The 23,251-nt window shown below is 72.0% G+C and carries 27 protein-coding genes; 4 read left to right on the top strand and 23 right to left on the bottom strand.

Features of this window, described 5'->3' with window-relative positions:
* Positions 1-201: 201 nt before the first annotated feature.
* From ACYVHU_RS23725 to fdhD, 3 genes are all read left to right on the top strand, one after another.
* Positions 202-2,148, top strand: a complete 1,947-nt coding sequence (locus ACYVHU_RS23725) for an NAD(P)H-dependent oxidoreductase subunit E (protein WP_432940857.1) — start codon at positions 202-204, stop codon at positions 2,146-2,148.
* Positions 2,145-3,086: a 2Fe-2S iron-sulfur cluster-binding protein gene (locus tag ACYVHU_RS23720; RefSeq protein ID WP_078760998.1), complete on the top strand. Its 942-nt coding sequence runs from the start codon at positions 2,145-2,147 to the stop codon at positions 3,084-3,086. The genes ACYVHU_RS23725 and ACYVHU_RS23720 overlap by 4 nt, the downstream gene beginning before the upstream one ends.
* Positions 3,087-3,167: 81 nt before the next feature.
* On the top strand, positions 3,168-4,028 hold the full coding sequence (gene fdhD / locus ACYVHU_RS23715; protein ID WP_432940860.1) for a formate dehydrogenase accessory sulfurtransferase FdhD: 861 nt from the start codon (positions 3,168-3,170) through the stop codon (positions 4,026-4,028).
* A gap of 102 nt (positions 4,029-4,130) precedes the next feature.
* On the opposite strand, the gene ACYVHU_RS23710 is transcribed toward fdhD, so the two are convergent.
* The 13 genes from ACYVHU_RS23710 to ACYVHU_RS23650 all read right to left on the bottom strand — a co-directional run bounded on the left by ACYVHU_RS23710 (position 4,131) and on the right by ACYVHU_RS23650 (position 13,133).
* Positions 4,131-4,544, bottom strand: coding sequence for a gas vesicle protein K (locus tag ACYVHU_RS23710; protein WP_235000848.1), 414 nt, complete (start codon positions 4,542-4,544; stop codon positions 4,131-4,133).
* Positions 4,545-4,574: 30 nt separating this feature from the next.
* Positions 4,575-4,916, bottom strand: a complete 342-nt coding sequence (locus ACYVHU_RS23705) for a gas vesicle protein (protein WP_144390029.1) — start codon at positions 4,914-4,916, stop codon at positions 4,575-4,577.
* Positions 4,913-5,746: a GvpL/GvpF family gas vesicle protein gene (locus ACYVHU_RS23700; RefSeq protein WP_498949537.1), complete on the bottom strand. Its 834-nt coding sequence runs from the start codon at positions 5,744-5,746 to the stop codon at positions 4,913-4,915. Before ACYVHU_RS23700 ends, ACYVHU_RS23705 begins: the two co-directional genes overlap by 4 nt.
* Positions 5,743-6,153 (bottom strand): gas vesicle protein, encoded by a 411-nt coding sequence (locus tag ACYVHU_RS23695; protein ID WP_078760995.1) that lies wholly within the window; start codon positions 6,151-6,153, stop codon positions 5,743-5,745. The genes ACYVHU_RS23700 and ACYVHU_RS23695 overlap by 4 nt, the downstream gene beginning before the upstream one ends.
* A 75-nt stretch (positions 6,154-6,228) precedes the next feature.
* A complete protein-coding gene (locus ACYVHU_RS23690) occupies positions 6,229-7,335 on the bottom strand; it encodes an SRPBCC family protein (RefSeq protein ID WP_498949536.1) in 1,107 nt (368 codons plus the stop codon).
* Positions 7,336-7,340: 5 nt separating this feature from the next.
* Positions 7,341-7,904, bottom strand: a complete 564-nt coding sequence (locus ACYVHU_RS23685; RefSeq protein WP_498949535.1) for a hypothetical protein — start codon at positions 7,902-7,904, stop codon at positions 7,341-7,343.
* A gap of 25 nt (positions 7,905-7,929) precedes the next feature.
* A complete protein-coding gene (locus tag ACYVHU_RS23680; RefSeq protein WP_078760993.1) occupies positions 7,930-8,175 on the bottom strand; it encodes a gas vesicle protein GvpG in 246 nt (81 codons plus the stop codon).
* 11 nt (positions 8,176-8,186) lie between these two features.
* On the bottom strand, positions 8,187-8,927 hold the full coding sequence (locus ACYVHU_RS23675; RefSeq protein WP_078760992.1) for a GvpL/GvpF family gas vesicle protein: 741 nt from the start codon (positions 8,925-8,927) through the stop codon (positions 8,187-8,189).
* Entirely contained in the window at positions 8,924-9,364 is a 441-nt protein-coding gene (locus ACYVHU_RS23670; protein ID WP_078760991.1) for a gas vesicle structural protein GvpA, read from the bottom strand. Before ACYVHU_RS23670 ends, ACYVHU_RS23675 begins: the two co-directional genes overlap by 4 nt.
* Before the next feature lie 96 nt (positions 9,365-9,460).
* On the bottom strand, positions 9,461-9,766 hold the full coding sequence (gvpO, locus tag ACYVHU_RS23665; protein ID WP_432940868.1) for a gas vesicle protein GvpO: 306 nt from the start codon (positions 9,764-9,766) through the stop codon (positions 9,461-9,463).
* Between the two features lie 330 nt (positions 9,767-10,096).
* Positions 10,097-10,879, bottom strand: a complete 783-nt coding sequence (gene hisN, locus ACYVHU_RS23660; RefSeq protein ID WP_498949534.1) for an inositol monophosphatase family protein — start codon at positions 10,877-10,879, stop codon at positions 10,097-10,099.
* 18 nt (positions 10,880-10,897) lie between these two features.
* On the bottom strand, positions 10,898-11,620 hold the full coding sequence (locus ACYVHU_RS23655; RefSeq protein WP_498949532.1) for a class I SAM-dependent methyltransferase: 723 nt from the start codon (positions 11,618-11,620) through the stop codon (positions 10,898-10,900).
* A 7-nt stretch (positions 11,621-11,627) separates the two neighbouring features.
* Positions 11,628-13,133 (bottom strand): GMC family oxidoreductase, encoded by a 1,506-nt coding sequence (locus ACYVHU_RS23650; RefSeq protein WP_498949531.1) that lies wholly within the window; start codon positions 13,131-13,133, stop codon positions 11,628-11,630.
* Positions 13,134-13,295: 162 nt separating this feature from the next.
* Between ACYVHU_RS23650 and ACYVHU_RS23645 the strand changes: the two genes are divergently transcribed.
* A complete protein-coding gene (locus ACYVHU_RS23645; RefSeq protein WP_498949530.1) occupies positions 13,296-14,585 on the top strand; it encodes an MFS transporter in 1,290 nt (429 codons plus the stop codon).
* Here ACYVHU_RS23645 and ACYVHU_RS23640 read toward each other — a convergent pair.
* From ACYVHU_RS23640 to ACYVHU_RS23595, 10 genes are all read right to left on the bottom strand, one after another.
* A complete protein-coding gene (locus tag ACYVHU_RS23640; RefSeq protein WP_498949529.1) occupies positions 14,582-15,391 on the bottom strand; it encodes an FkbM family methyltransferase in 810 nt (269 codons plus the stop codon). The two genes, ACYVHU_RS23645 and ACYVHU_RS23640, sit on opposite strands and share 4 nt — an antisense overlap.
* Positions 15,392-15,457: 66 nt before the next feature.
* The gene (locus ACYVHU_RS23635) at positions 15,458-16,018 is read right to left on the bottom strand and encodes a hypothetical protein (RefSeq protein ID WP_498949528.1); all 561 of its coding nucleotides are present in this window, start codon (positions 16,016-16,018) and stop codon (positions 15,458-15,460) included.
* Positions 16,015-17,079, bottom strand: a complete 1,065-nt coding sequence (locus ACYVHU_RS23630; protein WP_498949527.1) for a class I SAM-dependent methyltransferase — start codon at positions 17,077-17,079, stop codon at positions 16,015-16,017. The genes ACYVHU_RS23635 and ACYVHU_RS23630 overlap by 4 nt, the downstream gene beginning before the upstream one ends.
* Positions 17,076-18,356, bottom strand: a complete 1,281-nt coding sequence (locus ACYVHU_RS23625) for a glycosyltransferase (protein WP_498949526.1) — start codon at positions 18,354-18,356, stop codon at positions 17,076-17,078. The genes ACYVHU_RS23630 and ACYVHU_RS23625 overlap by 4 nt, the downstream gene beginning before the upstream one ends.
* 14 nt (positions 18,357-18,370) lie before the next feature.
* On the bottom strand, positions 18,371-19,120 hold the full coding sequence (fabG, locus tag ACYVHU_RS23620; RefSeq protein WP_078763665.1) for a 3-oxoacyl-ACP reductase FabG: 750 nt from the start codon (positions 19,118-19,120) through the stop codon (positions 18,371-18,373).
* Entirely contained in the window at positions 19,120-19,704 is a 585-nt protein-coding gene (locus tag ACYVHU_RS23615) for an AAA family ATPase (RefSeq protein WP_200813745.1), read from the bottom strand. The genes fabG and ACYVHU_RS23615 overlap by 1 nt, the downstream gene beginning before the upstream one ends.
* Positions 19,701-20,720: a hypothetical protein gene (locus tag ACYVHU_RS23610; RefSeq protein WP_432940884.1), complete on the bottom strand. Its 1,020-nt coding sequence runs from the start codon at positions 20,718-20,720 to the stop codon at positions 19,701-19,703. The genes ACYVHU_RS23615 and ACYVHU_RS23610 overlap by 4 nt, the downstream gene beginning before the upstream one ends.
* The gene (locus ACYVHU_RS23605; protein WP_078763667.1) at positions 20,717-21,001 is read right to left on the bottom strand and encodes a phosphopantetheine-binding protein; all 285 of its coding nucleotides are present in this window, start codon (positions 20,999-21,001) and stop codon (positions 20,717-20,719) included. Before ACYVHU_RS23605 ends, ACYVHU_RS23610 begins: the two co-directional genes overlap by 4 nt.
* Positions 20,998-22,452: a class I adenylate-forming enzyme family protein gene (locus ACYVHU_RS23600; protein WP_078763668.1), complete on the bottom strand. Its 1,455-nt coding sequence runs from the start codon at positions 22,450-22,452 to the stop codon at positions 20,998-21,000. The genes ACYVHU_RS23605 and ACYVHU_RS23600 overlap by 4 nt, the downstream gene beginning before the upstream one ends.
* Positions 22,445-23,251 carry a beta-ketoacyl-[acyl-carrier-protein] synthase family protein gene (locus tag ACYVHU_RS23595; protein ID WP_078763669.1) on the bottom strand — a complete coding sequence of 269 codons (807 nt, stop codon included), beginning with the start codon at positions 23,249-23,251 and terminating at the stop codon, positions 22,445-22,447. The genes ACYVHU_RS23600 and ACYVHU_RS23595 overlap by 8 nt, the downstream gene beginning before the upstream one ends.

Below are 23,251 nucleotides of genomic sequence, written 5' to 3'. Positions count from 1 at the left end.
CGCGCGGGCGAGGGCACCCCCGGCGTCGCGAGTGCGCCCACCTGCGTCGACGGGCCTCGTGGGCGGGGAGGGAACAGGGGGTTGCCCTCCCCCCAGTCGAGGCATACTGTAGCCCGTATACAAAATCGTGTGATCCAGATTACACACTCTCGGCGCACGGACGTGCGGCGACCGACACGACGAATTCGAGGTGACCGGGACGTGGACCTACGCTTCCTGGACGCTGTCCCCGATTCACTGGAACGTGAGGCCGTGGACGCCGTACTCGGACCCGCGGAGTCGGGTTGGGACGGCGGCGAGCGCCGAGCCGGTGACCTGCGCTACGCCCGCGGCGGACACGCCGCCCGCGCCCGCAGGGACCTGCTGCTGCCGGCGCTGCACGCGGTCAACGACCGCACGGGCTGGATCAGCCCGGCCGCCCTGGACTACATCTGCCGTCGGCTGACCGTTCCCCCCGCGGAGGCCTACGGGGTCGCGACCTTCTACGCCATGTTCTCCCTCCAAGCGCGCCCCGCCCGGGTCGTGCACGTGTGCACCGACATCGCCTGCGCCGCCAAGGGCGCCGACCGGATACGCGCCGAGCTCGCCGAGCGCCTGGGACCCCCCGGTGACGCCTCGGGGGAGCAGGCCGGCGCGATCTGGCACGAGAGCCCGTGCCTGGGCCTGTGCGAGCGCGCCCCGGCGGCCCTCGCCCTGGAGGCCGGGTCCCCGCCGCGCTTCGCCGTGGCCGCCCCGGCACGCGCCGAGGACATCGCCGCCCTGATGACCCCACCACCCGTCGACACCACCCCGTCCAACGGCCACCGCCCGGCCACGACCTTCGCCCCCTCCCCGCTCTCCGGCGGAACCGTGGAACCGGCTCCGAGCGCGGCCGTCCCCCAGGCCGGCGACCCCGGGCTGGTCCTGTTGCGCCGTATCGGTGTGGTCGACCCCGAGAGCCTGGACGACTACCGCGCCCACGGGGGATACGCGGCGTTGCGCCAGGCCCTGCGCCTGGGACCGGCCGGAGTCATCCGGGAAGTGGTCGAATCAGGACTGGTCGGACGCGGCGGGGCCGCCTTCCCCACCGGCCGCAAGTGGGAGGCGACCGCCCGCCAGCCCGCCTCACCCCACTACCTGGTGTGCAACGCCGACGAGAGCGAACCCGGCACCTTCAAGGACCGGGTGCTGATGGAGGGGGACCCCTTCTCGGTCATCGAGGCCATGACGATCGCCGCCTACGCCACCGGTGCCGAGAAGGGCTACCTCTACATCCGCGGCGAATACCCCCGCGCGCTGTCCCGGCTGGAGAACGCGATCGCCCGGGCCCGTGGGCGCAACCTTCTGGGCCGCGACATCCTCGGATCGGGTTTCGACTTCGACGTGGAGATCCGGCGCGGCGCGGGCGCCTACATCTGCGGCGAGGAGACCGCCGTCTTCAACTCCATCGAGGGGCGGCGCGGCGAACCCCGTTCCAAGCCCCCCTTCCCGGTGGAACGCGGCCTGTTCGGCCGTCCCACGACGATCAACAACGTCGAGACCCTGGTCAACGTGCTTCCGATCATGCTCATGGGCGGTCCCGCCTACGCGCGGATCGGTACCGGGGGGTCCACCGGCCCCAAGCTGTTCTGCGTCTCCGGCACGGTGAGCCGGCCGGGCGTCTACGAACTTCCCTTCGGCGCGACACTGCGCGACCTGCTGGAACTGAGCGGCGGCGTGGCCGAGGGCCGCGAGATCCGGGCGGTGCTTCTCGGCGGGGCCGCCGGGGCGTTCGTGCGCGGCGACGAGCTGGACATTCCGTTGACCTTCGAAGGGGCGCGGGCCGCGGGGGCCACCCTGGGATCGGGTGTGGTCCTGGTGCTGGACGACACCGTGGACCTGGCCTCGATCCTGGTGCGCATCGCGGCCTTCTTCCGGGACGAATCCTGTGGCCAATGCGTGCCCTGCCGAGTCGGCACGGTACGCCAGGAGGAGGCGCTGCGCCGGCTGGCCGGCGGCTCGGCCTCCCGCCGCACCGAACTGAGGGTGCTGCGCGACGTGGGCGCCGCCATGCGCGACGCCTCCATCTGCGGACTGGGCCAGACCGCGTGGAACGCGGTGGAGTCGGCGATCGACCGGCTCGGCGTCTTCGCCGCCCCCACCACCGACACCACCGAGGAGGCCCGTTGAACACCCCCGTCCCCCTCGCCCCACCCCGGCGGCTGGTCGACGTCACCGTGGACGGTCAGGAGGTCCGCGTCCCCGAGGGGGCGACCATCATGCAGGCGTGCGCCCAGACGGGCGTCAGCTGCCCGACCCTGTGTTACGGGGACACCCTCACCCCCAAGAACGCCTGCCGGATCTGCGTGGTCGAGGTGGAGGGAGCGCGCACGCTCGCCCCCGCCTGTTCCCGCCCCGTGGAACCGGGGATGGCGGTGCGCACCGACTCCGACCGGGTCCGCCACGCGCGCCGGACGGTGCTGGAACTGCTCGGCTCCTCAGTGGACCTGTCCACCACGCCCCAGGCCCAGGAGTGGATGGAGCACTACGACGCCCGCCCCGAGCGCTTCGGCCCGCGCGCCGCGCCGGCTCCCATGGGCGAGCGGGACGCCCGCAGAGCCGGCGAGCACGAACCCCCCACCGGAGCGGTGGCCGAGACCGTGGAACAGCCCGCCAAGATCGACAACGACCTGTACGTGCGCGACTACGGCAAGTGCATCCTGTGCTACAAGTGCGTCGACGCCTGCGGGGAACAGTGGCAGAACACCTTCGCCATCGGGGTGGCCGGCCGGGGGTTCGACGCGCGCGTCTCCACCGAGCACGACGTGGCGCTCCCGGACTCGGCGTGCGTGTACTGCGGCAACTGCATCGAGGTCTGCCCCACCGGGGCGCTGTCGTTCAAGAGCGAGTTCGACATGCGCGCCGAGGGCACCTGGGACGAATCCCGGCAGCGACAGACCACGACGGTGTGCACCTACTGTGGTGTGGGCTGCAACGTGACCCTGCACGTCCAGGACAACGAGATCGTCAAAGTCACCTCACCACACGACAATCCGGTCACGCACGGCAACCTCTGCATCAAGGGTCGATTCGGTTTTCAGCACGTGCAACAGCGTCGGCACGACTAAAAAGGCGTCATACGGGGAATTCCCTCACGAGTCCGGGCGAAGATGCTCGGAGGGAGGCGACGCCGGAAAGGCACGGGACCCATGGGACGAGTCACGGTCAAGGAGAAGGTTCTGCGCATCCGGGACGGCGCGGTCGGTGGCCGTGTCGACACCCTGGTCGTGGAGGAACCACTGGAGATCCGCCTCAACGGCCGCCCCCTGACCATCACCATGCGCACCCCCGGCCACGACTTCGACCTGGCGGCCGGATTCCTGGTCGGCGAGGGGGTCATCACCAAGGCCGCCGACATCGTCTCCATCCGCTACTGCGCCGGCGCCACCCAGGACGGGTCCAACACCTACAACGTCTTGGACGTGGCGCTGGCCCCCGGAGTGGCGGTGCCCGAGGCGACACTGGAACGCAACTTCTACACCACCTCCTCCTGCGGCCTGTGCGGCAAGGCCAGCCTGGACGCGGTGCGCTCCACCGCCCACTTCTCCGTCGCCGAGGACCAGGTGCGCTTTCCCGTGGCCACGCTGGCCGCGCTGCCCGACCGGCTGCGCGAGGCCCAGAGGGTGTTCGACCGGACCGGTGGGCTGCACGCGGCCGGGCTGTTCACCCCCGACGGTGAGATGCTGGCCATCCGCGAGGACGTGGGCCGGCACAACGCCGTCGACAAGCTGGTCGGCTGGGCGGTGCGCGAGGACCGGCTGCCGCTGCGCGAGACCGCGCTGCTGGTGTCGGGACGCGCCTCCTTCGAACTGGCGCAGAAGGCCGTCATGGCGGGGATCCCCCTGCTGGCGGCGGTCTCGGCCCCCTCCTCGCTCGCCGTCGACCTGGCCGCCGAAACGGGACTCGCCCTGGTCGGGTTCCTCCGCGGGTCATCGATGAACGTCTACACCGGCCGACAACGGGTCATTCTGGAGACGGCGTCCCCGACGCCGATGGCGGCCCCGGGGTGATCCGCGGCCCGGTGTAGGCGCGGGATCGGCCGGCGTCTTCTCAGCCCCCTGCGCCGGCCGATCCTGACGCGGACCCATTCGGACGCGCCCCATTCGACCTGCTCACGCCGGATTCTCCGGCAGTAGCGTCCCCAAAGGCCCCAGATCCAGATTGAGGTCGGCGACCGACAGGCCGTACCGCTCGCGCAGCTCGGTCATGCGGTCCTCCAACAGCATCAGGGTCATCCCGATGCGCTCCTCCTGCTCCTCGGTCAGGTCTCCCTGGTCCACGCGGCGCAGGGCCTGGCGTTCCATGAGCTGGCGGACCAGTTCCACCACGGTCAGCACGAGCTTGATGAGATCGCGCTCCACCGTGTCGGGGTCGGTGGCGATCCGGTTGACCGGTCCCGAGGCCGGTTTGTCCAGGGCGCGTTCCAGCTCGCCCAGCACGTCGCGCTGTTCCTCCACCTCGACCAGCTGAGGCGGTTCGTCCAGTTCGGGGGAGCGTTTCCGCCCCGCTTCGATGTCGCCGCTCATCTCTCCTCCGTTCCTTGGCGACCGACCGGCTCAGTCGGGGCGGATCCAACCGGCGAGCGGATGGCCGTGCTCCCAGGGGGAGGCCACCTGTTCGTTGATCGAGGAGACCAGCGCCCGCAGCGAGACCCGCACCAGGTCGACGTCGGCGATCGAGATCGTCAGGTCCCCGGTGATCATCACGCCCTTGGCCAGGACCCGGTCGAGCAGGTCCACCAGGGAGATCTCGCGGTTGGCCAGCGGGTGGTCCTCGTCGATCACCCGGGCCACCGAACCCTGGCCCTCGGGAAACCCGGTGAAGGACCCCTCCGTTTCGAGCGGCTCGGCCCATTCCGGTTCCCGGGTCACCGGCCGGGCCCGTTCCACCTCGCTCATCCCGTCCCCCCGTGCGCCGCCGCGGCCGTGGCGGCCTCCTCGGCGATCGCCGTGAACGAGTAGGGCGCCCACGGCCCCGACACCTCGATACGGGTCCCCGTCGGGGCGTTGGCCCGCAGCGCCTCGACGACCTCCAGGAAGCGGCGGGCCCCGCTGTCGGGAACCAGGTAGGCGGCGTTCAGCACGTTCTCCCCCGGCTCCCCGGACAACTTGGCGTCTTGCGGTCGGTGCTGTTGACAGGCGTCGGCCAGATCGGCCAGGGACTCCTCGACCCGGCGGACCAGGGCGGTCGCCGCCCGCCAGGTGTCGTCCCTGCTGCGCCGTTGCTCCTGACGCCGACGCAGGTAGGCCTTGCCCGGGCTCTCAGCGCCCCCTCCCGACCCCGCACCCGGCCGCGGCCGCTGCTCGGGGGCGGGCATGGCCGAGGGATCCGCGTAGATCTTGACCCCCCACTCGTGCCGGCCGGTCAGCCGGTCCAGGACCGCGCGGAACCGCCACCCCTCCTCCCGCAGCGCCTCGCGGGCGCGTTCCTCCCCGTGGTAGACGGTCGCCAGCCGTAGCGGGACGACCGCACCGGCCTGACCGACCGCGTCGACGACGGAGTGGTGGGCGCGGGCGATCGCCTCCAGCCAGTCCATGTCCTCCAGCCGGGCCTTGAGCGCCTGCTCGTCGAACTCGTGCAGGGGCACCGGGCTGACGGCGACCACCAGGTCGTCGTGTTCGACCAGCCGGACGGGGTAGCCTCCCACACCGCGCAATCCGTCGAGCCGCTCGGCCGGGAACGGACGTGCCACGGCGTAAGCGTAGGCGGCCTGGTCCATCGTGCTCATCGGCTCCGCTCCTCCTCTTGTCCAGCCTGCGAGGTCTCCTCGACGGAGGCCTGGGCCTGCGGTATCTGCGCCGGCGGCGCCGCGGCCTCCTCCAGGGCGGCGATACGCTCGCGCAGCCGTCGGTTCTCCTCCGCGAGCTCGTTGTCGTCGCGTGAGGCCTTCGAGGAGAGGGCGGGGTCGTGCTCCCACCAGTCGATGCCCATCTCCTTGGCCTTGTCGACGGAGGCGACGAGCAGCCGCAGCTTGATGGTCAGCAGCTCGATGTCGAGCAGGTTGATCTTGATGTCACCGGCGATGACGACGCCCTTGTCGAGTACCCGTTCCAAGACGTCGGCGAGGTTGGCCGACGACCCCCCTCGGGACCGGGCCGGGCGCGTCTCGCCCTGCCATGGTGTCGGCTCGGTCACGTCTAGCGCCTCCACTCCGCTTCGCTGGGCGGGGCGGCGCGGACGGGCGTCCGCGCCGCCCCGGAACCGGTCCGGTCAGCGCCGTGACCTTGCCGGTCTTTCTTCCTCTTCCCCTTCTTCCTCTTCGGGCAGAAGCCCTTCGTCCTCCACGGTGTCCTCGTCGTAGTCGTCCTCCTCCGCCACCGGCTCCGGCGCGGCGTCCTCCTCGTCGTCCTCGGGAAGGTCCTCCTCGCGGTCCTCCTCAAGGTCGTCGGGGCGTTCCCCGTCCTCGACGGGTTCCTCCCACGCCTCCTCGGAGTCGGGCCCGTCGTGGCCCTCCCCTTCGTTCACGGCCTCGTCGTGGCGACGCTCCTCCTCCGCCAGGGCGTCCTCGTGGTCCACGACGACCTCGCCGTCCCGGATCTCGCCGCGCCAGCCCTCGACCTCCTCGAAGCGGCTGCGCATCATGACCTGGCGGCGGTAGTGCTTGAGGTCCAGGCGCAGGCGCCGCCCCTGGGCCCGCCAGATGTTGCCCGTGCGTTCGAACAGGCCCTTGGGGTGGTACTCCACGACCAGCAGGACCTTGGTCAGGTTCTCCTCCAACGGGTGGAAGGTCACCGCGCCCTTGGTGGTCCCCTTGGCCCCCTCGGAGGTCCAGGCGATGCGCTGATCGGGAATCTGCTCGGTGACGCGGGCCTGCCAGCTACGGGTGGACCACAGCACTCGGGCGGTCCAGTTGGAGGTCGTGTCGTCGGCCTTGTCGACGCTGCGCACCCCCTTGGTGAACGAGGCGAAGTCACCGAAGCGGGTCCACTGGTCGTAGGCGACCCGGACCGGGACGCCGACGTCGATGTCCTCGACGATCACGACCGCCTTCGGACCCGCGCCCCCGCGTCCACCGCCCGTGAGCCTGCCGAGCACGCCCTTGATCCTGTCCTTGACGCCGCCGGCGCCGATCTCCACGGCGGCGCGGGCCGGGCTCTTGCCCTCGGCGATCTTCTTGCCGCCCTTGACGACGGTTCCCAGCGATCCCCCGGTCCCGGCGCCCAGGCGTTCGGCTCCGCGCCCCAGCGCCTGCGCCGCCGAGCTGACGACGCTGGTGGCCTTGGCCGCGGTGTAGCGTTCCAGCTCCTCCATGAGACGCCCGGCGGCGGGGTTACGCTCGCGCAGCCGGCCCAGGGGTCCCGTGCTCTGCTCTGCCATCGCGGTCACTCCCCGGATTTCCCGCGAGTGGCGCGGGAGCGGCCGCCGGCCGCCTTGGCCGCGCGGCCACCGCCGTCCTTGGCCGCACGCGACGTGCCCTTCGCGGCCGTGGAGGCCCCCTTGGCGGCACGCTCCCCGCCAGAGGGGCGCTTCTTCCTGGGCCTGTCGCGCTCGGCTCCGTCGTCCCCGGCGCGTTCGGCGCGGTCCTCATCGGCGGGTTCGTCCTCGGCGCCGCGTTCCTCGTCGTCCTCGGCGCGAGCGGCACCGGTGAGGGCGTCGGTACGTCGGCTCAGCGAGTCGGCGAGCCCGTCGGCCCAGCGCGAGGCCACGGCGCCGGCGGCGTTGCGCCCCGCGGACAGCAGCTCGCCGCGTGCCTGATCGCGCAGTTCCCCCACGATCGGAAGCGAGCTCAGTTCCGCTCCCACCTCGGTGAGCAGCCGACGTGGGTCGATGTCGAGTTTCTTGGCGCCCAGCCACAGTCCCAGGCCGAGCGCGAGCTTCAGTTTCTTACGGCGGCCGAGGACGTAGCCTCCGGCCACCGCCAACACGATCTTTCCGGTGTTGCCCATCTCGGTTCTCGCATCCGTGTTCGGCTCACTGTCCCGCCCGGTAGGCCATCGCCTCCTCCAGACGGTCCAGGAGCTCGTCCTCCATGCGGTCGAATTCGTCCTCGGTGAGCTCGCCGGCGTCGAGGCGTTCCGACAGCTCGGCCAGCTCGGCGCGGATGGCGTCGGGGTCGTAGTACTGACGCTCGGCCGCGTCGAGGACCTGCCGGGCGGTCCACCCGACGAAGCGGGCCGGAGCCAGGGGCGCGCCGAGAAGCGCGCTGAACAGTCCCATGACGCCCTCCTCTAGTGGACGGCTTCCTCTCGGGCCGCCACGAAGCTGTAGGGCGGTAGCGGTCCATGCATTCGGATGTCCATGAGCCAGCCCAGCGAGGAGCGCAGCTCCTGTACCGCCTGTTCGACCTCGGCCATCCGGGAGCGCTCCACCAGAAGCGACACGTTGGCCACGCAGCCGTCGACCTGCGGCCCCAGCGCGATCTCCTCGGCATGGGGACGCAGCTTCTCCACGACCCGGTCGGCGTCACGCCGGCGGTGCTCGTCGAGGACGAGGGCGACCCGCTCGCCGAACGCGACACGCTCGGCGGGGGTGCCCCCACCGGCGGCGCGCAACGCCTCGTTGGCCGAGCGCAGGCCCGCGTCCTCCCGCAGGACCTCGCGCAGTGCGGCGTCCTCGTTGTGGAAGGCCTTCACGTTGACCTCGGTGCGGCCGTCCAGGCGCGCCAGCAGGTCCTCGTAGTAGGCCGCCGCGCGGGTCAGCTCCTCCGTGACCGCGCCGTCGTCGGGGGCGACGGTACCGAAACGCATGGGCAGCACCGCCCCCTGTTCTCCCAGCAGGTCCAGTACCTCCTGGTGGGCGGTGAGGTCACGCCGCTTGGCGCGCAACCCTTCCGGCGCGTCGCTGACGACGGCCACCAGGTCACCCGCCTCGATCCTGCGCACCGGCGGCGCGGGGTCCCCCACGCCCGCGCGGCCGTCCAGCCGCAGGGGGTGCGAACTCCGGACGATCCCGTAGACGTAGGTGCTCATTCCTCGCCTTCCTTGTCCTTGGTCCGACGGCTGCGCGACGAGGAGGACGAGGAACGCGAACGCGCGGGCTGCCTGTCCTCGTCGTCGGAGCGGCCGTTCCTGATCGTGTCGGTGATGGCCTCGGCGGCGCCGGACAGCGCCCCCTTGCTCTTTCCGTGGGCGCCCTTCTCGGTCATGCTCCCGACCATTTCCGGCAGCGTCTGCGCCTTGGAGCTCGTGGTCAGGTCCAGGCGGTTGCACGCCTCGGCGAAGCGCAGGTAGGTGTCGACGCTGGCCACGACGATGCGTACGTCCACGGTGAGCAGCTCGATCCCCACCAGGGACACTCGCGCGAACACGTCGATGACCAACCCCTTGTCGAGAATGAGGTCGAGCACGTCGTAGAGGTTTCCGGAGGATCTGCCGCCTCCGCCCGAGGTCTGCTGAACGACGGTCATGTGATTGCTTCTCCTTTGCGTCGGAACCGGCGACGAATGACATCGGTGTCCCGTCCGCCGCGGCGGAGGGGGATCGGTTCGAAAGGAGCCGTGGTGTCAGGAGGCGTCGGCGCGTCCGCGGGTGTAGCGACGCAGCCTGCGGTACTCGATGAGGTCACCGTCGTCGTCGAGCTCGACGGTGTAGGTGGCGAGAAGACTGACGCTGTCGGGGACGCGCTCCAACTCCAGCGCCTCCAGCGTGACGGTCCACCCCTCGCCGCTGCGTTCCATCCCGGAGACGGCCTCCACACGGATGCCGGTCAGTTCCTCGAACTGCTCCCTGGCCTCGCGGACCCGCGCCAACGCGGACTTCTTCTTCCTGGTTCCGCGCTGCTCGCCGGCGGCCTCCTGATCCTCGCTCATGGAGCTCCCGTCGTCATCGAAGCCGTTTGGTCGGATGTGGGCCCTTGCTTGACCTCGCCCTACCGCCGACGTCCGCTTTAAAACATTCGCCATGGAAAGCCCAGTAGATGGACAAGGGGATGACCTGCGGCTTCGACGGTCCGCGGGTGCCCTCCTCCGTGGCCCGTCCCCGCCGACACGATCCGACGCGCCCCCGGCCCACGGGCCGGGACGACATCACGCGTCAACGTGGCGGGCCGCCCGCCGGCTCCTCCCCCGCCCTCTCGACGCCCCGGCCGTGGCGCCGACCTCGCGGTCGGCGCCACGGCCGGGGCTGTGCGCGGCGACGGCTCACCCGGTCCCGGGAGCGAGAAGGGCCATGGCCGCCGCGTGCACCCGGCCGTTGCTGGCGAGGACGCTGGTGATGCCCGCGTCGCGCCGGCCGGAGAGGTCGGTGAAGTCTCCCCCCGCCTCCTCGACCAGGACCTTCAGCGCGGCGATGTCCCAGAAACCGACGATCGGCTCGGCCGCGAGGTCGACGACCCCCTCCGCCACCAGACAGTGCTGCCAGAAATCACCGAACGCCCGGTTCTCCCAACAGGCGTCGACAAGCCGCAGATAGGCCGCGCGCGAGTGGAACCGGGTCCAGGTCCCCAGGCTCGTGGTGGAGAGGTAGGCGTCGGCCAGACGTGTCACCCCCGACACCCGGACGCGCCCCACCCGGCCCCGGTCGAGGGTCCAGGCGCCCCTCCCCCGGGCCGCCCACCAGCGACGTTGCAGCGCGGGAGCGCTCACCATCCCGAGGGTGGGGACACCGTCCTCGACGAGGGCGATCAACGTCGCCCACACCGGATTGCCCCGGAGGAAGTTCTTGGTCCCGTCGACGGGATCGATGACCCAGACCCGGCCCGGACGGTTCTCGCCCCCGTACTCCTCCCCGATGATCCCGTCAGCGGGACAGGCCCTGGCCAGCATCCTGCGCAGGGCCTCCTCGACGGCCGTGTCGACCTCGGTGACCGGAGTGCGGTCCGGTTTGTCACGGACCTGGAGGTCAGCGGCCCCGTAGCGTCCCATGGTCATCCGGTCCGCGGCGTCGGCGAGGTCGACGGCCGTGGCCAGATCGCTCTCACGCATGCCGGCTCCTCCCCTCGCTCATCCCCGGGACGGGCGCGCGGCGCGCCGGCACAGGAGGTTGATGTAGTCGTCGCCGTCGAGCCGCGGGATCTCCTCACGTTCCGACCCGTCGTCCTGGATCGCCCGGTACTCCAGCCCGCTACGGCGCAACAGGTCCAGGTAGGCGGCCCCGTCGCCGCCGCCCCAGCGGAGGTTGCGCGGATAGTACTCGGTCACGACCCTGATCCGGGGGGTGGCGTCGAGAAGCCTGCGCGCCCCGGTGACCACCTGCGCCTCGGCGCCCTCGACGTCGATCTTGACCAGACCGACCTCGGGGCGGCCGATACGATCCCAGTAGTCGCTGAGGGTCGTCACGGGGACCTCGTGGACACGCCCGCCCTCGCCGGTGAACTCCGTCCGGAACAGGCTGTGCCGCCCGGTGTTCCCGCTGAAGTGCAGCAGCCGGGGACGGTCGTCGTCGGCGACCGCGGTGTTGACGATGGTGACGTTGGACAACGCCCGGGTGTTGCGCTGGAGCACCTGGAAGTTCCCCGGATGCGGCTCGAAGGCGTGGACGTGCCCGTCCGCTCCCACGAGTTCCGCCAACAGGGTGGTGTAGTACCCGACGTGCGCGCCGACATCGAACACGACCATGCCGGGTTCGACCACGCGTTTCATCACCTTCACGGTGCCCGGCTCCCACCAGCCCCACGTGGGGGCGAGCCGGTCGGCCTGTTCGGGGCCCAGCCTGTGATCGGTCATCTCGAAGTCACTCCCTGCCAGGACGAGACGGATGTGTCATGTGGTCGGCGACCGCCATGGTCACCAGGTTGGTGTTGGAGCGCGGCACCCGTGGGATCACCGAGGCGTCGGCCACCCGCAGGCCCGCCACCCCCTTCACCCGGCCCCGGGGATCGACCACCGTGGCCGGATCGGCCGGATCGCCCATCCGGCAGGACCCGACCAGGTGCCACGCCTCGTGGCAGCGGGCCGCCATCCAGGAGTCGAGTTCCTCCGGGCGGCGCGCGAGCCCGCGCAGGAGGTCGGCCCCCACCGGACTTCCCACCCGCTCGAAAGCGGGGTGGCGGGCCAGATCCGCCAATCGGTCGACCCCCGCGCGCATCCGGCGCAGGTCGCGTTCTGTGCCGAGCAGGCCGAGGTCGACGACGAGGTCGTCATCGAGGCCCGCCCCCGTGACCTCGACACGTCCCCGCGCCTCGGGACGGAAGAGGGCGAGGACCACCGCCCCCACCCCGGGGCCGACCTCGTTGAGGGTGTTGAGCATCAGCTCGTTGGCCTCGCCGTCAGCCTCCCCGGAGGCGAAACGCAGGCAGCAGTTGGTGGGACGGGGCGGTGCGGTCCCTGGAGCCGCCAGCCGGATCGGGAGCGTGAGCGCGGGGTGGTCCTGGAGTCCCTGACCGACTCCGGGCAGGTCGGCGACCGGCGCGACGCCGACCCGTTCGAGACGGTGCGCGGGGCCGATACCGGAGCGGAGCAGCAGCGCCGGGGATCCCACCGCCCCCGCGGTGACCACCACCTCCCCCGCCTCGACCACCACCTCCCCGTCCGGTGTACGGCAGCAGACGCCGGTGACCCGCCCCCCGCGGACGATGACCCGCTCGGCCACGGTGCGCGCCACGACCGTCAGGTTGGGGCGGTCGAGGATCGGGGCGAGGAAGGCGTCCGCGGCCGAGACCCGGCCACCGTCTCGGGCGCTGAACGCATAAGGGGACAGGCCGGTGCTGCCCGGCGCGTTGTGGTCCTCGGCGGCGGGGAACCCCCTGTCCCCGGCCCACTCGGCGAGGGCGAGGTCCAGCGACCCCCAGGTGGGACGTGGGGGGCGGCGTACCGGCATCGGGCCGGCACCGGCCTTGGAGTCCAGGTCACGGCTGATCCGGCTCAGTGAGGAGGACACGTCGCGATGGGCCCAGCCGTCGCACCCGAGAGCGGCCCATTCGTCGAAGTCCTCGGGCATCGGCCACATGGCGATCAGCCCGTTGATCGCCGAGGTGCCGCCCACCCCGCGCCCCTGGAGGAGGGGACGCGGCCGCTGGGCGCTCCCCCGCCGGGCGCGCAGTCCGGGCCAGTGGCGGGACACGTCGCGGACCGCCGCCCGAAAGTCCAGCGAACGGAGCGCGGACGGCAGGGGCGTGTCGTCCCCGGCCTCCAGCAGGAGCACACCGTGGGCCGGGTCGGCCGACAACCGGTTGGCGACCACGCACCCCGCCGACCCCGCTCCCACGACGACGGTGTCGACGGCACTGGGCAGACTCATCGCTCTTTCCTCCTTGGTTCCGCTCGGCGGCTTGTGATCGGAGGCGCTTTTCCCGATCGGGAGAACGAGATCTCGTCCGGCCATTCCTGCAATAGGCTGGACGCGGGCAGGAAGAGGGAAACCGCTCCCCGGGACAGCGGGGCACTTCTCACAGGGAGAAGAATGACGGAAAACGGAGAAGAAACCCCTTCATCTCATTCCGGAGGAGAAGCGGATAATACCCATTCCACCCCTGGATGGCGCGATTTCCGATTGCTGTGGACGGGAAGTACCGTCAGCCAGATTCTCGGGATGACCAGCCCCATCGCGTTCCCGTTGATCGCGGCGGACCTGCTCTCCGCCTCCGTTCCACAGATCGCGGCCATCACCGCCTTCAGCTACCTGCCGTGGCTGGTGCTCACCCTTCCGCTGGGCGTCTACCTGGGCAAAGTCCCCCCGCGCACCGTTCTGCTCACGGCGGACCTGGTGCGGGTCGTGGTGATCTCCTTCGTGCCCTTGGCCTACGTTCTCGGCGTACTCGCCCTCTGGCAGATCTATGTGGTGGTCGCCCTGGTGGGCGCCTGCACGGTCTGCTACGAGATCGCCTACCAGACCTTTCCCCCCGCCCTCCTCCCCCGCGAAGACCTGACCCGCGCCAACGCGCGGCTCCAGGGCGGCCGGGCGGTGGCCTACACCATGGGGCCCGCGCTCGGCGGTCTCCTGGTGACCGTGCTCGGCGCCCCCCTCACCCCGATCGCCAACGCCGCGGGGTTCCTCGTCTCGGCCTGCTGCGTCGCCGCGATGCGCACCCGCGCGGCCCCTCCCGGCCAGGAGGGGGGCGGCACGCTCCTGCGCAGGCTGGGCGAGGGCCTGCGGTTTGTCGTCACCCGCCCGTTGCTGCGGGCCAGCACGCTGGCCTCGGCCGTGGGCAACTGCTGGTTCGCCGGCTACGAGGCCCTGGTCGTCGTCTTCCTGTCGCGCGAGGTGGGTCTGCCCACCGGTCAGGTCGGTGTCCTCGTCGGCGTGGCCGGACTGGGCAGCCTGGTCGGGGCGGGGGTCGCCGGACGGATCACCCGGCGTCTGGGGACCGCGCGCGCGCTGTGGTTGCCGATCGCCCTGGTCTCCCCCTTCGGCCTGCTGCTGCCGGCCACCCAGCCCGGGGCCGGCGTGCTGCTGTTTGTCGCCGGCGCGCTCGTCTTCTGCGCGGGGTTCGCGATGTTCACCGTGGGCCACGCGACCCTGGTGCAGATCCACACCCCTCCGGCGCTCCTCTCCCGCACCGTGGCCTCCACCCGTTTCTTCACCAGGAGCATGCTCTTCGTCGGCGGAGTGCTGGGCGGACTGCTCGGGGGGATGCTGGGGACGCGTGGAGCCCTGCTGGTGATCATGGCCGGCTGGATGCTGACCCCCCTCCTCCTCGCGTTCTCGCCCATACGCCGGCTGCGCGACATCCCCGCCTACGACGAGCACTAGGTCCTCCTCCCGCGCGGGCGCAGCCACAACGTGGCGAACCCGCCGCGCGCCTGCTCGGCCATGGCGACGTACCGGGCGTCGTCCTGTCCTCCGACGAGACAGGGGTGGTGTTCCGGACAGGCGTAGGCCTCCCTGAGGAGGACGGGGTCATAGCCCCAGGAACGGTAGAGGGACAGGACGTCGAAGGGGTCGGCTCCCGCGTCGTGGATGCCCCGCGGCCAGAACTCGCACAGCACGTGCGGTCGGTCACGTCCGAGCAGCTCCCGGAGTCCGCGCAGGGCGTGGTGGTCGCGCCCCTGCGCGTCGGTCTTGACCACCGCGATCCGTCGCTCGCGCAGTTCCTCCAGCCCGTCCAGGCGGATCCCCACCGCGTCGACCGCGCCGCCACGCGCGATACGGCTGTCCCCGCTGTTGCCCCCGGCGTCCAGGGCCAGCCGCAGGGGAACGTCGCAGTGCCACGCCGCCCCGGCGACCACGTGCAGGGCCGCGACGTCCCCGGAGGCGTTGGCCGCGACGTTACGTTCGAGCAGCAGCCGCATCACCGGCCACGGCTCGACCGCGAACACCGCGCCGGCGCCGCCCACCCGGCGCAGGGCCCGGATCGTGTAGTACCCCACGTGCGCCCCGATGTCGACGAAGCAGTCCCCCGGCCTGAGCAGGGAATCGACCAGAGCCGACTCGTGGGGCTCCCACTCCCCGTACTTGCGGAACCAGGGCAGCATCATGGTGTCCCACCGCGGCAACTCCAAGGGGCCTATGTCCGTGTCGACCACGGCCCCCGCGCCGGACCTCTCAGCGCCATTCATCGATACGACCACCTTGTCCGTCCCACCCCTCCAGCTCGGTCCTGTCTGCCTGCGCCGGGCGCCCCGTCATCCGGGCACCGCCGGAAACCACTCGGTGATGAGAATCGCCGGCTCCCCTTCGATGACGATCCGGTAGGTCCGCGTGGGGGTGCCGTCGGCCTCGCCCCCGTACCACAGCAGCTCCCTGCGGCTTTCCACCCCGCAGGCGTGGAGGGCGCTGCCGATCCCCGCCGCCTCCTCGGCGATCCCCCGCGCCAGCGGGGCGGGGATCCTCCCCGGAACCAGGAGCGACCGCGCCATCGCGTAACGGCGTCCGCTGCTGGCCCCGACGAGGTCGACCGACCGCGTGACCACCGTGCTCCCCGGGGGCACGCGAAGCTGCGCGCAGTCGCCTCCCATGGACAAGGGGGTGCTGTACTGCGCCGTGGGCGAGGCCCGCACCCCTTCCAGCACGTGGGCCTCGATGAGCCTCGTCGTCGCCTCGCAGACCAGGAGGGCCCGGTGGTAGGGGCTCAACAGCTCGATCTCAAGATCGTCGAGGTGAGCGGGGCGCAGGGGCTGGGCGCGGAAGTGGCGGGATATGACGGTCCTCGCGCCGGAGTCGCGGCTGTCACCGGCCGCCCTCACGCCGGGCCCCGCTTGTCGTGCCGTGGGGCGCCCGTCCCCTCGGGATTGCGGTAGACCTCGCGGAACGAGTCGGGCTGGCAGGCCTCGATGCGGGGCCGGAGCCCGGCCGGGCGCAGCGTCCGCCACCTCAGGGCGCGTTCCACGACCGCCTCCGCCCGCGTACCTCCCCCGAGCCATTCGACCAGTTCGCCCGCTGTGAACCCCTCGGGGTCCAGCGCCCGGGGCGGCAACACGTATCGCTGCGGCGCCGCCCCGGTCCCGTGGTGGTCGGCGAACAAGGGGGTGCCGTCGTCGCGCAGGTGGAGCGCCTCCGGGGAGATCCTGAGACGAAGGCCGCGGTCGTCCGCCCCGGCCAACGGCCGGTGGAGGACCAGCCCCAGGGAGGTCACCCGCAGCCCGGCGCCGATGTGCTCCGACCACCACAGGTCGTCGTGGACCGCCCCCTCCTCGAAGCCCTCCGTCCCGGGGTGCGGGTCGATCCGGTCCGGGGCCAGGGGGTGAAGCCCGGAGGCACGGACCATCCGGGCCACATCGGGGTTTCCGTCGGGGAGCCAGGCGGCCATGCGGGGCTTTTGTTCGATGGCGGACCGCCATCTCGGCCAGTCGAGGAAGTAGTCGACGGTCAGCACGAGCCGCCCACCGGGGCGCAGACAGCGCGCAAGAGCGCGGACGGCCGCGAGCCGCGCGGAGGCGTCGAGGTGCTCCAGGACGCTGAGACAGAAGATCAGGTCGAAGTGGCCGTCGGGGTAGGCCAGCTCCTCCAGGGGCCGGGTGTCGATCCTCGCGTGGGGAAGCTGGGCCGGGGTCTGGAAGGCGTAGGCCGGGTCGGCCGCGTGGTACTCGGCGTCCGGCACCGTCTCGGCCAGGTGCAGCAGGAAGGGCGAGTATCCGGCGCCGGCGTCCAACACGCGCATCCCCGGGCGCAGACCGGCGTGGGTGGCGGCCCAGGGGTACTCCCAGTAACGGTTGACGTTGTCGTTGCGGTCGACCAGCGCGTGCTCGTGGCAGTAGGCGGTGAAGGCGTCCGAACACGCCTCACTGCGGCGGGCCCAGCGGATCATCGCGTTCCTCCCAGGGCGACGGTCCCGTGGACCAGGCCCACCCGATCGACGGTCCTTCGCAGGGCGCTCAGCTCCGCCCCCACCCGGCGCGCCCGCGCCGCCATGCCCGGATCGCCGAGCGCCTCCTCGACGCCGGCCCGGATGTCCACCGAGGCGACGTGAGGGCGAGGGCTACGGCCCGAATACCTGTCGGTGAACTCCAACCGCCCGTCAGGGCGGGTGCGGCTGGTACGCAACAGCAGGCCGGCCCCGACACGTTCGACGAGCCGGCGACCGTTCATCTCCTGCTCCGACATGAAGGGCAGGACCACGTTGGGCACGCCGTGTTCCAGTGCGGCGATGACGGTGCTGTAGCCGCCGTGGCTGACCACCACGTCCGCCCACCCGAGCGGGCGGCGCACCCCGGTGAACCCTCCCAGGACGACGTTGTCGGGAACGGAGAGCTCGCTGCGGAAGGCGAACCCGGTCGAGACGAACACCGACCAGGGCATGCCGGCGCAGGCGTCGAGTACCGCCTGCATCGCATCGGCGCCCACCATCCCCCCGCTGCCGATCGACACATAGACCCTGGCCCGTCCGTCCTCCTCGGGCAACACCACGTCCCCGCCCGCGCCGGGAGGATCCCAGTAGAGCGGTCCCACGTGGCGGACCGTCCCACGCTCGGCCGGCTCCAGCTCCGGTGTGCTGGGGATGAGGGTGACCTCCCCCTCCAAAAGATCCTCCGCCCGGGCCACCGGTCCCAGACCCAACCGGACGGAGGCCGCGCTGATGACCGGGAGGCAGGGAGGGTGCGGAAGCAGGACGCGCGGCTCCACCGTGGACCAGGGCATCCAGGCGTTGGGACGGGGCGCGACGAAGTCGGCGTCGGCGAGGGAGACCACGGGGACCCCCACGGCGCGGGCGGCCAGCGCCGCCGTCGGGCTCATGTCGATCACCACGACGTCGGGGCGGTACCCGGCGATCGCGGCCGCGTCCTCGTCGAGCTGCCGCCCGAAGCGTTCCGCCCGGTGGTATCCGGCGGCCACCGCGAACACGCGCTCCACGTCGGCGAACGGCAGGTAGGGGGGGACCCTGCGGCGCTCCAGGTCGCGCAGCGGCGCGGTGTCCTGCTCAAGGACGCGGAAACCCGCCTCGCGCACGAGCCTCGTCGCCCCACAGTCCGCGAAGGCGATCTCGTCACCGGCGGCCGCGAGCTCCTCGGCCAGTGCCAGACAGCGCGCGGTGTACCCCGCTGCGCCGCCCCACCCCCACGGGAAGAAGAGAACACGCCGTGCCATCGTCGCCTCCCTGGTCAGGCGGTCATACCGCCGTCGACTGCGAGAATCTGTCCGGTGATGTAAGCGGCCCCGGGGGAGCAGAGGAAGGCCACCGCCGCGGCGACCTCCTCGGGACGGCCGGCCCTTCGCGCGGCCGTGCGGTCGAGGATCCCCCGGCGCCGTTGCGGCGGCATCTCCGCGTGGGAGGGGGTGTCCTCGATCAGTCCGGGGGCCACGCAGTTGCACGTGATCCCGAAGCGTCCGTACTCATGGGCGATCGTGCGGGCCAGGCCGGTCAGGCCCGCCTTGGCCGCGGAGTAGGCGGCCTGGCCGGGAGAACCGGCCAGGCCCGCGACCGAGGAGACGAGGACGAGACGCCCGCCCCTCTGCTCGATCATCGAGGGCAGGGCCGCCCGCGCGCAGCGGTAGGCGCTGGTGAGGTTGGCGTCCAGGTGCGCGGCCCACTCCTCTTCGGCGAGCCGGAGGAGCAGACCGTCACGGTGCCATCCCGCGTTGGCGACGAGGACGTCCAGGCGGCCGAACGTCGCCGTGACCCGCTCGACGGCCTGGAGGCACGTCCCCTCCTCGGCGAGGTCTCCGCGGAGGAGGAGCGCACGCCGGCCGCGCGCCCGGACCGCCTCGGCCGTCGTACGCGCGCCGGCGGAGTTGGCCCGGTGGTGGACTCCGACGTCGAAACCGGCGCGGGCCAGCTCCACCGCGATCGCGGCACCGATGCTTCCGGAGGCGCCGGTGACGAGCGCGGCCGGACGTGCCCCCGTCTCCATCACGTCGTGGTCGGCACGCGGCCCTTCCCACCGCCGATCCCGGTGATCCTGAGGATCTCGTCCACGGTCTGGTCGACGGTGAGCTCCGCGTTGTCGATCCATACTCCCTCGTCCGGGATCTGGCCGCGCATCGCCTCGTCCAGGAAGGACCAGTCCTCGACCAGCGTCTTGTCGCGCTCGCGGTTGCGGCGGGTGGTCACCTCCGGGGCGGGCGCGAGGACGATCAGGGTCAGCGGTGTCCTGCTGACCGCCTTCCGGTAGAAGTCGAGGTGGGGACGGAGCACGACGACGTCGTCGATCACGGGGACCACACCCGCGTCGACATAGCTGTCGGCGAGCAGCGCGGCGTTGCGCGCCCGGAGGAAGAGCTGGCGGTCGGCCTCCTCCTCGGGCTCCGGTCCGGGCCACCTGCCGCCCGAGACGATGAACTCCTGGAGACGGTCCACCTCGATGTGCGCTCCCAATTCGAACCTCTGGGCGAGCGCACGCGCCACCGTGGATTTTCCGCTCCCGGGAATTCCGGTGATGAGGAACGTCGCCGGTGCGGGTTCGCGGTCAATGGGAACGATCGTGAATTCCTTCACGGAATGGCCTCGCTCGGTGATGAGTAACAGATGTGGACGATTTCTCGGAAACGGGTGTGGAGCGCCGCGTCCGCGGCATCCGCTCGTTCGACAGAGACGCGGGCGTCGCCACCCGCCCGTGACATTGCGTCAGCAAGGTTATCCAAAGCGTCGAGCATTCCAGGGGCGATGGTGAGAGCCCTGCGGTAATGCGGAGCCGGATCGACGTGGTCGTTGTGCCCCACGATGAGGGCCCGGCCGAACCAGCCCGCCTTGGTGGCCGCGCTCAGGGCGGCGCGGCGGACGTCGAGGAGACGCGCGTCCGCATCGGCGTCGATGGAGGATCCGAAGAGGAACAGGAGCGGTTGGAGGTGTCCCAGGACCAGCAGGTTGACGGCGCGGGCGGTGACGCCGTCCATCCCCGTGGCGGCGAAGGAGTCCAGCAGTCTGCGCAGGGCGCGGGCGTCGGCGGCCACGGTGGCGGTGTGCCGTTCGATCTGCTCCGCCGCGTAGTCCCGCGAGGGGCGGCGGTCGGCCTCGGCGGTGACCTCGACACGGGTGACCCGGGTGCAGGAGGCGACGAGTTGGGGGGTCTTCGGCAGTTCGCGCCGGTATCCCTCGTCGGGCGGTGCGAGCGTGTCGAGCACCGCCAACGTCTCGGAGCCGGGATCCCAGCCGACCGCCAGGACGGCGTGATCGTGGTAGTGGTACAGCCCTTCGTAGTAGCTGCCCGGGTAGTGGTAGAGGTCGGGCATGATGATGACGGGCTCGCCGGCGCCGACGCGCTCGACCACGAAGGGCCAGTTCTGGGCGCCGTGGTCGGCGAACCTCCACCCGAGCCGGCATCCGGGGAACTCCAGCGCCATGTCGCGGCCCAAAAGGTCCAGCTCCCCGCCCAGACAACGGGCGACGTCGATCGGCCCGTACCCTCGGGAGCGCAGCACCGCCTCGACGCAGCGCAGCAGGCAGGTGATGCCGTCCAGGGGGCCGTCGCGCCACCCCAGTGAGCGCTCCGGGTCGAAGACCGGTGTGGTCATCGGGTGAGTTCCTTGCCGTGCGCCCGGGCCTGGGCGAGAAGCCGGGCGGCCAGGTCGCCGACCGTGTCGAACATCGACGGGTCGATCTCGGCGTCCTCGAAGGGGATCCCCCAGCGTTTCTCGAAGTGGGAGAAGACCACGATGAGGTCGAGGGAGTCGATCCCCGCCGCGCCCAGTTCGGTCTCCGCGGCCAGCCCCTCCAGTTCGGCCACGTGGGGACGGTCGGCGAGGGCCTTTCGGATCAGGGTGACGATGTGGTCGAGCTGCGCACTGTCGCTCATGGTTCCTCCTGGGGACGAGGGTCGGATGGTCGGGGTCCCGGTCCGGGCGCGCGTCCGCCCGTCGCCGCAGCGGCCTGCGGGGAGGCGCCCAGCAGCCATCTGCGGATCTTGCCCGTGCCGGTCCGCGGCAGTTCCTCCACCACGCGGACCACGGTGGGCACCTTGGTCGGGCTCAGCCGGCCGCGCAGCCGCGCGCGCAGCGCCCGAGGGTCGAGGCTGGAGGGTTCGCTGCCCGGGGAGGGCTCGACGAAGGCCCACAGGCGGACCGCGCCGTCGACCTCACGTCCGACCACGGCGCAGTCGCGAACGCCTGGCAACCGCCTGATCTCGGCCTCGACCTCGGCCGGGTCGACCTTGTTGCCGGCGATGTTGAGGAGGCCGCCCTGACGGCCGGCGAGGTAGAGGCGTCCGAAGCCGTCGACCCGGCCCAGGTCCCCGATGTCGACCCAGCCGTCGGAGTCGGCGATCGGTTCGGCGCCCTCCTCGGTCACGAGCAGCGGGGACAGACCCGCGCAACGGACCCTCACGGCGCCGGGGGCCCCGGCCGTCTGCGGGGCGCAGACGTCGATCCCCTCCAGCGGCCTTCCCACCGACCCCGCGGGGTCGGCCGGTCCCAGGGTGATCTGCCCGATCTCGGAGGCGCCGTAGTGGTTCCACAGCGGCGCGCCGCGGCGCGCCCACTCCTCGGCGATCTCCGGGGGCAGCAGGTCGCCCGCGCTGACGCAGCGTTTCCAGACCCGCATCTGCGGGATGCCCGACCCGGCGTACCAGCGGTACAGGGCGGGAACCGTCTGCAGCACCGTCACCGCGCCGCGGTGGACCAGCGCCGCCACTCCGGCGGGGGTGGCCGGCACCGAGGGGATCGCGTGTCCCGCGCCGGCGGAGAGCGCGGCGAGGATTCCGGCCTCGAGGGAGTAACTGTGGTTGAGCGGGCTGGTGGTGAGAACGCAGTCGATCGGTTCCAGGCCGAGGGCCTGGGCGTAGGCCCGGGAGTTGGCCATGGAGCCCGCCCAGGCGCGGCACACGATCCGGGGCCTGCCCAGGGTGCCGGAGGTGACCATGGCGATCGCCGGCCCCGGGGGAAGCCCTGGTGGATCGCCCGTGCGGGCGACCGCTACCACGTGGCCGTCCTCGACCACGTGTCCGGCGCCGAAGCCGCGGACCGCCGTGTCGCGTTCGGCCCGGGCCATCCTGTCGTGCAGCACGAGCACCGGAGCGCCGATGGCGTTGATCGCGGCGAAGGCGACGACGGAGGGGATGTCGTTACGGGCGACGAGGGCGATACGGCCCTGCTCGGTCACCCCTTCCCCACGAAACCGTCCCACCGCCTCCTCGACCGCCCGGAGGAGCCGGCGGTAGCTGACGTGGCCCGTCGTGTCGAGGAGCGCGACCCGTTCGCCTCCGCCGGCCCGGGTCCAGGCGCGGAGCAGCTCCAGCAGGGAGTCAGCCACGGTTCCCCTCCGGTTCCCGCACCAGGCGGATCCGGTAGCGCGCCCTCGCGCCCGGCGCCTCGACGGTGAGTTCGCGCCCCTCGGAGCCGGGCTCGCGCAGCCGCTCGGCCAGAGTGGCCAGGACGCCTGAGGCCGCGGATCCGGGCGGAAGCGCGGCCGCGCCGGAGCACCACCCCGCCTCCTCCACGATCTCGACGGACCGCAGCCCCGCCAGTCCGCCCACGTCGCGCCGTCGCGCCTCCTCCCGCGCCTCGACGAGGAGGAAGGCCGCCGTGCCCGTCGCGTGCTCCCCGTCGCCCACGCGGGCCGCGGCGGCGGGGCTCAGGAAGTCGAAGGCGCCGCACAGCACGCTCGGGTCGCCGCCGACCCGGATCCGCCGCACGGCCTGGGCGACCGTCTGGATCCCCGCCGCGGGGCCGAGCAGGGTGGCGGCGTAGCCGGCCAGTCCCAGGCGCATGCACAGTGACGCGGTCATCCCGTGCGGGGTGAAGTGGAGGAACGCCTCGGGGTCGAGCCAACGGGCCCCCTTCGCGTCCAGCCGTTGTCGGATGGACTCGGCGACGTGGCCCGTCCCGTAGAGGGAGCCGAGCAGAAGGGAGACCCGCGCGGGCTCGGCCCGTGACCGCTCCAGGGTCCCCCGCGCGAGGTCGACGAGCCGGTCGGAAAGGGCGGTGGTGAGCCGGGTGACAGCGGGCCAGCCGGGCTCGCCCTCCCCGTGGGCCCGCCACAGCTCCGTCAGGTCCACCCGGGCGGCCGTGACCGCGGTCACGACACAGCGCGGCGGCGTCGTCTGGGTCAT

The sequence above is a fragment of the Marinactinospora endophytica genome, assembly GCF_054780875.1.
Note: the sequence above shows the minus strand (reverse complement) of the source record. Positions and strands in the feature narration are given on the sequence as shown.